The organism is Devosia sp., from assembly GCF_034675085.1.
Taxonomy (GTDB): domain Bacteria; phylum Pseudomonadota; class Alphaproteobacteria; order Rhizobiales; family Devosiaceae; genus Devosia.
Window position 1 is genome coordinate 1 of record NZ_JAUCDN010000097.1, and the last position, 10,483, is coordinate 10,483.

The 10,483-nt window shown below is 66.8% G+C and carries 8 protein-coding genes and 1 pseudogene; 8 read left to right on the forward strand and 1 reads right to left on the reverse strand.

Annotated elements, in window-relative coordinates; translation table 11 throughout:
• Positions 1 to 242 precede the first annotated feature (242 nt).
• The 4 genes from cobA to cbiB all read left to right on the forward strand — a co-directional run bounded on the left by cobA (position 243) and on the right by cbiB (position 4,816).
• Positions 243 to 1,034, forward strand: a complete 792-nt coding sequence (gene cobA, locus VDP82_RS08095; protein WP_416347091.1) for a uroporphyrinogen-III C-methyltransferase — start codon at positions 243 to 245, stop codon at positions 1,032 to 1,034.
• A complete protein-coding gene (locus VDP82_RS08100) occupies positions 1,000 to 2,316 on the forward strand; it encodes a cobyrinate a,c-diamide synthase (RefSeq protein WP_323014342.1) in 1,317 nt (438 codons plus the stop codon). The genes cobA and VDP82_RS08100 overlap by 35 nt, the downstream gene beginning before the upstream one ends.
• A gap of 68 nt (positions 2,317 to 2,384) precedes the next feature.
• Positions 2,385 to 3,854 carry a cobyric acid synthase gene (locus VDP82_RS08105; RefSeq protein ID WP_323014343.1) on the forward strand — a complete coding sequence of 490 codons (1,470 nt, stop codon included), beginning with the start codon at positions 2,385 to 2,387 and terminating at the stop codon, positions 3,852 to 3,854.
• A complete protein-coding gene (cbiB, locus tag VDP82_RS08110) occupies positions 3,854 to 4,816 on the forward strand; it encodes an adenosylcobinamide-phosphate synthase CbiB (protein ID WP_323014344.1) in 963 nt (320 codons plus the stop codon). The genes VDP82_RS08105 and cbiB overlap by 1 nt, the downstream gene beginning before the upstream one ends.
• Before the next feature lie 192 nt (positions 4,817 to 5,008).
• Here cbiB and cobU read toward each other — a convergent pair whose 3' ends face one another.
• The gene (cobU, locus tag VDP82_RS08115; RefSeq protein WP_323014345.1) at positions 5,009 to 5,539 is read right to left on the reverse strand and encodes a bifunctional adenosylcobinamide kinase/adenosylcobinamide-phosphate guanylyltransferase; all 531 of its coding nucleotides are present in this window, start codon (positions 5,537 to 5,539) and stop codon (positions 5,009 to 5,011) included.
• 278 nt (positions 5,540 to 5,817) lie between these two features.
• Between cobU and VDP82_RS08120 the strand changes: the two genes are divergently transcribed.
• The 4 genes and pseudogenes from VDP82_RS08120 to VDP82_RS08135 all read left to right on the forward strand — a co-directional run.
• On the forward strand, positions 5,818 to 6,756 hold the full coding sequence (locus VDP82_RS08120) for a BadF/BadG/BcrA/BcrD ATPase family protein (RefSeq protein ID WP_323014346.1): 939 nt from the start codon (positions 5,818 to 5,820) through the stop codon (positions 6,754 to 6,756).
• A 30-nt stretch (positions 6,757 to 6,786) separates the two neighbouring features.
• Positions 6,787 to 8,271 carry a glucose-6-phosphate dehydrogenase gene (gene zwf, locus VDP82_RS08125; protein WP_323014347.1) on the forward strand — a complete coding sequence of 495 codons (1,485 nt, stop codon included), beginning with the start codon at positions 6,787 to 6,789 and terminating at the stop codon, positions 8,269 to 8,271.
• Positions 8,272 to 8,541: 270 nt separating this feature from the next.
• A pseudogene (gene pgl, locus VDP82_RS08130) lies at positions 8,542 to 9,236 on the forward strand (6-phosphogluconolactonase).
• A 224-nt stretch (positions 9,237 to 9,460) separates the two neighbouring features.
• Positions 9,461 to 10,483 (forward strand): dihydroxy-acid dehydratase (locus tag VDP82_RS08135; RefSeq protein ID WP_323014348.1); only part of this gene is annotated, 1,023 nt, incomplete at its 3' end.

Genomic DNA, 10,483 nt, shown 5'->3' on the forward strand with positions numbered 1-10,483 from the left:
GCGGGACGCGCAGGTGGGGGGGTGGGAACTGCCCGACAGAAAGCGCCTGAAGTGAACACTCCCCCCATCAAGGGGGAGGTGTGGCTCCGTGCTTTTGGCACCATCTTGCCCAGCCCACCGGATGGCACCTCCCCCTTGATGGGGGAGGCTGGGAGGGGGTGGGGCTACATTCTCCGGCCTTCCGGTTCCCTCGCCCTTTCCCCGGAGGCCCCTTGCTGATGGCCCGCCCCAGCCACTTTGCCGTGCTCGATCATGCCGATTTCCCGCCCATGCTGCCAGGCACGGTCTGGCTGGTTGGGGCCGGTCCCGGCGGGCCGGGGCTGGCGTCGCTGCTCGCCTATCACGCGCTGGGCGAGGCCGATGTCATCGTCCATGACGCGTTGGTCTCGCCCGCGCTGCTGGCCCTGGCCCCGGTCGAAACGCGCCGCGTTTTTGTTGGCAAGCGCGGCGGCCAGCCCTCGCCCAGGCAGGCCGAAATCACCAGCCAATTGGTCGAGCTGGCCCGTGCCGGCCACCGCGTCCTGCGCCTCAAGGGCGGCGACCCCTTCATGTTCGGCCGGGGCGGGGAGGAAGCCGAGGCGCTTGCCGCCGCCGGCATTCCCTTCCGCATCGTGCCCGGCATTTCCGCCGGCCTGGGGGGGCTGGCCTATGCCGGCATTCCCATCACCCATCGCGATACCAATCACGCCGTGCTTTTCCTCACCGGCCATGACGAAACCGGCGCCGTGCCCGCCGATATCGACTGGCCCGCCGTCGCCCGCGCCGCCCCGGTCATCGTGCTGTTCATGGCCGTGCGTCACCTGGGAGAAATCGCGCAAAACCTGCTGGCGGCGGGTCGCAGCGGCAATGACCGCCTCACTATCGTCTCCAACGCCGCCACCCCCCGCCAATCGGTGCGCCATGCCACGCTGGCCGAAGCGCCCACCCTCACCGATCTGCCGACCCCCGCCATAATCGTGCTCGGCCCGATCGGCGCCTATGGCGAAACGCTCGACTGGTATGTCGACCAGGCAAGGGGGCACATCCTTGGCTAAGGGTATCGTCGTTGCGGCGCCCCGCTCCGGCTCGGGCAAGACCACCGTCACCCTCGGCCTGCTCGCCGCTTTGCGCCAGGCCGGCCATGTCGTCGCCCCGGCCAAGACGGGCCCCGACTATATCGACCCCAGTTTCCTCGCCCGCGCCGCCGGGCGCGATTGCGTCAATCTCGACCCCTGGTCCATGGCCCCGGCGCGGCTGAAAAATCTCGCTGCCGTGCAGGCGACCGGTGCCGAGCTGCTGCTGGTCGAAGGCGTCATGGGCCTTTTCGACGGCGCCACCGACAATACCGGTTCCACCGCCGATCTGGCGCAATTGCTCGACGTGCCGGTGCTGCTGGTGGTCGATGCCGAGCGTCAGAGCCAGTCCGTGGCGGCGCTGGTCTCGGGCTTCGCCCATTGGCGGCCCGGCCTGCATATGGGCGGGGTCATCCTCAATCGCGTCGCCTCCATGCGCCATGAGCGCATGCTGGTCGAGGCGCTGGCCGCCACCGGCCTGCCTCTGCTCGGCGCCATTCCGCGCGAGGCCGGGCTGAGCCTGCCCGAACGCCATCTCGGTCTGGTCCTGCCCGGTGAAATCGAGACCTTCGACACTTTCCTCGCCGCCGCCGCCCACGCCATGGCCAGCTATGTCGATCTGCCGCGCCTCATGTCGATGGCCACGCCGCTGGCCCCGCCCTGCGCCCCGCCGCGCCCGCTGCCGCCTCTGGGCCAGCGCATGGCCATTGCAAAAGACCAAGCCTTCGCCTTTCTCTACCCCCATCTGCTCGATGACTGGCGCGCCCAGGGCGCCGAACTCAGCTTCTTCTCGCCGCTGCAGAACGAGGCGCCGTCAGCCTCCGCTGATGCCATATTCCTGCCCGGCGGCTATCCCGAACTGCACGGCCCCCGTCTTGCCGCCGCCGCCCGCTTCAAATCCGGCCTCATCGCGGCGCGAGACCGGGGCGCGCTCCTCTATGGCGAGTGCGGCGGCTTCATGGTGCTGGGCGAAACCCTGGTCGATAAGGAGGGCAGGGGCCATGCCATGGCCGGCCTGCTTCCCGTCACCACCCGCATCGACCGGCCCCGGCGCATCCTCGGCTATCGCCGCCTCATTCAGTCCGGCGACCTGCCCTGGCCGGGCCATCTCAACGGCCATGAGTTTCACTATTCCTCGGCCCGGCAGACGCGTCTCACCCCGCTTTTCGCCGCCACCGACGCCGCCGGCGAAGCCCAGCCGCCCATGGGCGCCGTCATCGGCCGCGTCATGGGCTCTTACGCCCATGTCGTCGATGCGGCATAAGCGGCCTCTTTCTTCCCTTCTCCCCTTGTGGGAGAAGGTGCCCCGAAGGGGCGGATGAGGGGGATCCCATGCCAGCCAGATCGCTGATGTTCATGGGCACCGGCTCCGATGTCGGCAAATCGCTGCTGGTCGCCGGCCTCTGCCGGGCGCTGTCCAATCGGGGCCTGTCCGTCGCCCCCTTCAAGCCGCAGAACATGTCCAACAATGCCGCCGTCGCCGATGATGGCGGCGAGATCGGCCGCGCCCAGGCGCTTCAGGCCCGTGCCGCCCGCCGCGCCCCGGTCACGGCGATGAACCCCATTCTCCTGAAGCCCGAGGCCGAAACCGGCGCCCAGGTGGTGGTGCGCGGCCAGCGCCGCGCCACCATGGCCGCCCGCGCCTATTGGGCCGAGCGCGGAAAATTCCTCCCCGATGTTCTCGCCGCCTTCCGCGAATTGGCCCAGACCGCCGATTATGTGCTGGTCGAAGGCGCCGGCAGCGCCTCCGAGGTCAATCTGCGCACCAATGACCTCGCCAATTTCGGCTTTGCCGAAGCTGCCAATATTCCGGTGGTGCTGGTGGGCGATATCGAGCGCGGCGGCGTCATCGCTTCCCTTGTCGGCACCTTCGCCGTCATCGCCCCCGAGGACGCCGCCCGCATAAGCGCCACCCTGGTCAACAAATTCCGCGGCGATCCCGCCCTCTTCGCCGCCGGCGCCGCCGCCATCGCCACCCATACCGGCGTGCCCTGCCTCGGCCCCATTCCCTTCTTCCCCGATGCCGGGGGCCTGCCCGCCGAGGACGCCCTGGCGCTCGACGCCTATTCGAGCCGTCCTCGCAATGGCCGCTTTACCATCGCCGTGCCGCGCCTGCCGCGCATCGCCAATTTCGACGATCTTGATCCGCTGCGCGCCGAGCCCGATATCGAGCTGATCCTCGTGCCCCCCGGCCAGCCGCTGCCGCGCCATGCCGATCTGGTCATCCTGCCCGGCTCCAAGGCGACCCGCGCCGATCTGGCGGTGATTTTCGCCAATGGCTGGCATGTCGATATCGCCGCCCATCACCGCGCCGGGGGCAGGGTGCTGGGCATTTGCGGCGGCTACCAGATGCTGGGCCGCACCATAGCCGATCCCGACGGGCTCGAAGGCCCCCCCGGCGCCAGCGCGGGCCTGGGCCTGCTCGACGTCGAAACCACGCTCACCCCTCTCAAGCAGGTGCGCGTCGAAGCCGCCCGCCATGGCGCATCCGGCCAGCCCATCAGCGGCTACCGCATCCATATGGGCCGCACCATTGGCCCCGACACCGCCCGCCCCTTCACCTTTGTCGAGGAGGCGGGGGAGGGGGCCGTCAGCGCCGATGGCCGCGTCGCCGGCACTTACCTGCACGGCCTTTTTTCCGCCGATGGCTTCCGCCGCGCTTTCCTGGGCGGCCCCGCCAGCCCCGATCTGGCTTACGAGGCCGGCATCGAGCGCATCCTGGACGGGCTCGCCGCCCATCTCGAAACTCATCTCGATATCGATGCGCTGCTCGCGCTCTCCCACCCCGTAGAGATAGCCTGATGCTTGCTTTTATCGCGCCTCTCGCCCTGCTGCTCGAACGCTATTGGGGCTATCCGCCGTCCCTGTTCGAGCGCATCGGTCATCCGGTGGTCTGGTTCGGCCGCCTCATAACCGCCCTGGAGCAGCGCTTCAATCAAGGCGACGCCCCCGCGCGCCGCCGGGGCGGCGTCATCGCCCTGGCCCTGCTTTTGCTCGCCGCCTTCGTGCCCGCCCTCATCGTGCAGCAGACGCTGCGCGCCATTCCCCTCGGTTGGGTGCTCGAAATCCTGCTCGCCACGCCCTTCCTGGCGCAAAAAGAACTGGGCCGCGCCGTCAGGGCCGTCGCCACCGCCCTGCAAACCTCGCTCGAAGCCGGGCGCGAGGCGGTGAGCCATATCGTCGGGCGCGATCCCCAGGCGCTGGACGAGGCGGGCGTCGCCCGCGCCGCCATCGAGACCCTGGCCGAAAGCACCTCCGACGGCGTCGTCGCGCCCTGGTTCTGGCTGGTGGTCTTCGGCCTGCCCGGCATCGCGCTCTACAAGGCCATCAACACCGCCGATTCCATGATCGGGCATCTCAATGACCGCTACCGCGATTTCGGCTGGGCGGCGGCGAAGCTCGACGATTGGGTCAATCTCATCCCGGCGCGCCTGAGCGCGGTGCTGGTCACCGCCGCCTGCTTCTTCGTGCCCCATGCCAGCCCGGGCCTGGCCTGGGCAACCGCAAGGCGCGACGCGAAAAAGCACGATTCGCCCAATGCCGGCTGGCCCGAATCCGCCTTTGCCGGCGCGCTCGGCTTCCGGCTCGGCGGCCCGCGTTCCTATGATGGCGAACTGGTCGACCTGCCCGCCTTCGGCGACGGCAAGGCCGATCTCGTCGCCAGCGACATCCTGCGCGCCCTCCAGCTCTACCGCATGGTGCTCAACATGCTGCTGGCGCTGAGCATGGGATTGGCGCTGCTGATCTTCGCGGCGGGGCAGTAAGTTGCCCAGCCACCGGCACCCTCCCTCTCCCCTTGCGGGAGAGGGACAGCTTTTCCTCGTCCAGAGGAAAAGCAGGGTGAGGGGACCGCTGCGTGTGCCTATGCTTCAATTCTTGCGGTGAGAGCCCCCTCATCCGCCCCTTCGGGGCACCTTCTCCCGCGAGGGGAGAAGGGAAGCCGGTGGCTGCCCCCCTCACGCCTCCGGCGCCGCGCCCTTGAGCACCATGGGCAGCCCCGCGACCACGAAATATACATCGTCGCAGATCTCGGCCAGCCGCTGATGCGCCGAGCCGGCCAGGTCGCGAAAGGTGCGGGCCATGGCGTTGTCGGGCACGATGCCCAGCCCCACCTCGTTGCTGACCAGGATGATGCGCGCCGCCTCGATCCGGCTCAGCGTCTCGCCCAGTTCGCTTACCGCCGCGGCCACGTCGCGATTGGTCATCAGCAAATTGGTGATCCACAGCGTCAGGCAATCGACCAGGATCACGTCATGGCTGCGCGAAGCCCTTTGCAGCGCGCCCGACAGCGCCAGCGGCTCCTCGATGGTGGCGAAGCGCCCGGCGCGTCCGGCCTGGTGGCTGGCCACGCGCTCGCGCATTTCCGCGTCCAGCGCCTCGGCGGTGGCCAGGTAAGCCGGGCTGGCGCCGCTGCCCAGCGCCAGCCTTTCGGCGAAGGCCGTCTTGCCAGAGCGCGCCCCGCCCAGAATCAGCACATGTCGCATCATGCCGTCGTTTCTCCTGCCCATCCCCTGTCTGCCGCCTTCATAACGCATCAGCGCGCCACTGGCTGCGCGCTGCCGCCCGGCATATTTTTGTGCCTTATTCTACTTTCGTATGATCGGCTTTCGCATTATGGTCCGCGCGAAACCGCGTGCTGGACTCAGCGCCGCGCCGGGTTCACCTCTTTTGCGCCGGCAAGGCGCGATAAAACAAGGGTCTGGAGCTCTTGCCGCTTTTGCGCGAAAAGGCTGGCAATCCCTTCGGACCGATGGAGTAGCCCGGCGTGGCCAGATATTACCTTGGCGTTGATGGTGGCGGCACCAATTGCCGCGTTCGTCTGGCCGACGAAAACCTGGTGACGCTGGCCGAGGTCAGGAATGGCCGCTCCAATCTGCAAATCGATGCCGGCGAGCCCGCCTACAAGGCCATCAGCGACGGCACGCGCGACGTCTTCGCCGCCGCCGGGCTCGATTACGCCGAGACCGCCAACACCTATGCCTGCTTCGGCATGGCCGGGGGCCGCATGGATTCGGCCCGCGACGCCTTCGCCGCCCGCCCCTGGCCCTTTGCCGGGGTCAAGGTCTATGACGATATCGACATTGCCCATGCCGGCGCGCTGGGCGGGGCGGAGGGCGGCGTCATCATCGTCGGCACCGGCTCGGCCGCCATGTCCATCGTCGATGGCAAGCGCCACCAGGCCGGTGGCTGGGGCTTTCAGATCGGCGACCAGATGTCGGGAGCCATTCTCGGGCGCGAGCTGGCCCGCTATGCCGTCGAGGCCGAGGATGGGCTGGTCGAAGCCTCCCCGCTCACCAAGGCCGTCATCGCCGCGCTGGGCGGCGACAATCAGGCGGTCATGACCTGGTCCTTCGTCACCGCCATGGGCCTGCGTATCGTCAACCGCGATGGCTCCGAGGGCTGCGACGAGGCTTTGATCGGCCGCGCCCCCGCCGAATTCGGCAAGCTCATGCCGCTCTTCATCGATCACCTTCAAAAGGGCGATCCGGTGGCCCGCCGCATGCTCGACATCCAGATGGGCTATATCGATACCTATGTGCGCTGGTTCAAAACCCATGGCGCCGGGGTGATGGCCATTGTCGGCGGTTTCGGCGAGGCGCTTTTCCCCATCCTGCAAGAGCGCTATGGGTCTTTTGTCGCCTTGCCCCGTTATGAACCCTTGCATGGCGCGGTCATCCTCGCCCGGCAGAATTTTTCCGCCTGATCTTTCGTCTCAACCAGGGACCTTCCGCTCGTGTCCAGCCGCATCATTCCTGTCCAGCCCTTCGATTACGTGGTGTTCGGCGCCACCGGCGATCTGACCAAGCGCAAGCTCATTCCCGCGCTCTACCACCGCTTCAAGGATGGCCAGTTCGACGAAGAGAGCCGCATCATCGGCGCCTCGCGCTCCAAGCTCTCCGATGAGGAATTCCGCAAGATCGCGCGTGACGCCGTCACCCAGTTCGTGGAAAAGTCCGAGCAGGACAAGGCGGTCATCGACCGCTTCATCGGCATTTTCTCCTATGTGCCGGTCGATGCCTCCAAGCCCGAGGAAGCCGGCGATCTCGGCAAGGCCCTGCGCAACGATCCCGATGTGGTGCGCGCCTTCTATCTGGCCGTCGCCCCGGACCTCTTCGAGCCCATCGCCGAATATCTGCATGCCAAAAAGCTCTATCGGCGCGATGCCCGCGTGGTCATCGAAAAGCCGCTGGGCCACGATCTGGCCTCCTCCATCGAGATCAATGACGGCGTCGCCAAGATCTTCAAGGAAGATCAAGTCTACCGTATCGACCATTATCTGGGCAAAGAGACGGTGCAGAACCTGCTCGCGCTGCGCTTTGCCAATACGCTGTTCGAGCCGATCTGGAATTCGGCCCATATCGACCATGTGCAGCTGACCGTGGCCGAAAGCGTCGGCGCCGGCACGCGCGGCTATTACGACGAGAGCGGCGCCCTGCGCGACATGGTGCAGAACCATATGCTGCAATTGCTGTGCCTGGTCGCCATGGAGCCGCCGGCCAGCGACGATGCCAACGCGCTGCGCGACGAAAAGCTCAAGGTGCTGCGCGCCCTGCGGCCCATCACCAATGGCGATGTCGCTTCCAAGACCGTGCGCGGCCAGTATAAGGGCGTCACCTCCGAGGCTACGTCCGTCGCCGGCTATCAGGACGAATTGCCCGACGACAAGAAGGGCAGCCGCACCGAGACCTTTGTCGCACTCAAGGCCGAGATCGAGAACTGGCGCTGGGCCGGCGTGCCCTTCTATTTCCGCACCGGCAAGCGCATGGCCGCCCGCGTCTCGGAAATCTGCATCCAGTTCAAGCCCATTCCCCATTCCATCTTCGACCACGCCGAAGGCGCGCCGAAGGCCAACAAGCTCATCATCCGCCTCCAGCCCGACGAGGGCGTCAAGCTGATGATGATGATCAAGGATCCTGGCCCCGGCGGCATGCGCCTGCGCGAAGTGCCGCTCAACCTCTCCTTTGCCGAGACCTTCAACGAGCGCACGCCGGAAGCCTATGAGCGCCTCTTGATGGACGTTGTCCGGGGCTCCCAGACCCTGTTCATGCGCCGCGACGAGCTTGAAGCCGCCTGGGCCTGGATCGATCCGATCCGCGAGGCCTGGGACCGCTCCAGCGAAGCTCCCCAATCCTATGTCGCCGGCACCTGGGGCCCCAGCGGCTCCATCGCCCTGATCGAGCGCGACGGCCGCACCTGGTATGAGGATGACGATATTTGATGCGGTGAAGGGCACAGAGACGCCGCTTCACCAGCCTGCTCCTCCCCCTTGACGGGCTTCGCAGTCGCCGGCAAAGCCGGTGAAAGGCTCCAGTGGAGCCTTTCAAGACAAGAAGGCCATGAGAGCTACACTCGAATGGCAAGTTGGGAGGGGGTGCCGGGAGCCCCGATATAGGGGCCAAACGCCCCCCACCCTTGATCCCTCCCCGCAAGGGGGAGGGTGACGACTGGAACACCGGAGTTTCGGCTCCGTACCAAGAGGACGACGCACATGACCATCGAGCGCCGCAGCTTTGCCGACAAGCCCACCCTGGCCAGGGAACTGGCCGAGTCGGTTGCCGACCGCATTCGCAAGGCCATTGCCGAGCGCGGCGCCGCGGCCATCGCCGTCAGCGGCGGCTCGACGCCGGGGCGCTTCTTCCAGGCGCTGGGCAAGACCAGGGATATCGACTGGGAAAAGGTGGTGGTGACGCTGGTGGACGAGCGCTGGGTCGATGACACCAATGACCGCTCCAACGCCATGCTGGTCAATGAGCGCATGTTGCAGGGCCCGGCCGCTGTCGCCCGCTTCCTGCCGCTTTATTCGGGCGGCAGCGAGCCCGACGCCGCCCATATCGCCAGGACCAATGCGCTTCTGGCCGATCTGCCCCAGCCCTTTGCCGCCGTCATCCTGGGCATGGGCAATGATGGCCACACCGCCAGCTTCTTTCCCGGCGGCGACACGCTCGATGCTGCCTTGAGCGAGGAGGGCCCGGTGCTGGCCATCCGCGCGCCCGGCGCGGGCGAGCCGCGCGTCACCTTTACCCTTCCGCGTCTCCTCCGCACGGATGGGCTCTATCTTCACATCGAAGGGGAGGAAAGGCCGAAGTGCTCGACAGGGCTTTGGGCGATGGTCCGATTGCGGACATGCCCATCCGCGCCGTGCTGCGCTCCGGCCACGCAGTAACTGTGTATTGGTGCCCATGAGCGTTTTCAGGAAAAGTGGACACCACTTTTCCGGTTCGAAAACGCGACGAATAAAGACGTAGATCCGTTTCACTTTCTCAGTGAAACGGTGAAACGGCGTAGTCCCCTCAGCGATCCCCAATTGACCGCTCTGGCCACTGCGCGGCGCCGACAGCAGCGTTCCCGGCAAAGGTGATCCCCGCCTCTGCCGTCGAGAACGCGCATATGAAGCTAGGAGCTCGACCATGTCTGTCCGTCAGGCCATACAGGATGTCACCGATCGTATTGCGGCCCGCAGCCGCGATACGCGCCGCGACTATCTCAACCGGCTCGATGCCGCCCGCGAGGCCGGCGTCCACCGCACCGTGCTTTCCTGCGGCAATCTCGCTCACGCCTTTGCCGCCTGCAATCCGGCTGAAAAGGCGGCGCTGGCCGGCACCAAATCGCTCAATCTGGGCATCGTCACCTCCTATAACGACATGCTGAGCGCCCATCAGCCCTATCATTCCTATCCCGACCTCATCAAAGCCGCCGCCCGCGAGATCGGCGCCACCGCCCAGGTCGCCGGCGGCGTTCCCGCCATGTGCGATGGCGTGACCCAGGGCCAGCCCGGCATGGATTTGTCGCTGTTCTCGCGCGACGTCATCGCCATGTCGACGGCCATTGCCCTGAGCCACAACATGTTCGACGCCGCCGTCTATCTGGGCATCTGCGACAAGATCGTGCCCGGCCTGCTCATCGGCGCGCTCACCTTCGGCCATATCCCCGCCGTCTTCGTGCCCGCCGGCCCCATGCCCACCGGCCTGCCCAATGACGAAAAGAGCAAGGTCCGCCAGCTTTATATGGAGGGCAAGGTCGGCCGCGCCGAACTGCTCGAAGCCGAGAGCAAGTCCTATCACTCCGCCGGCACCTGCACCTTTTACGGCACCGCCAATTCCAACCAGATGCTGATGGAGATCATGGGCCTGCACCTGCCCGGCTCCAGCTTCATCAATCCCGGCACGCCCCTGCGCGACGCGCTGACCCGCGAGGCCACGGTGCGCGCGCTGTCGCTCACCGCCCAGGGCAATGATTTCACCCCTGTGGGCCACGTCATCGACGAAAAATCCATCGTCAATGGCCTGGTGGGTCTGCACGCCACCGGCGGCTCCACCAACCACACCATGCATCTGATCGCCATCGCCGCCGCCGCAGGCCTCAAGGTCACCTGGGACGATATGAGTGACCTCTCCGACGCCACGCCGCTTCTGGCCCGCGTCTATCCCAAC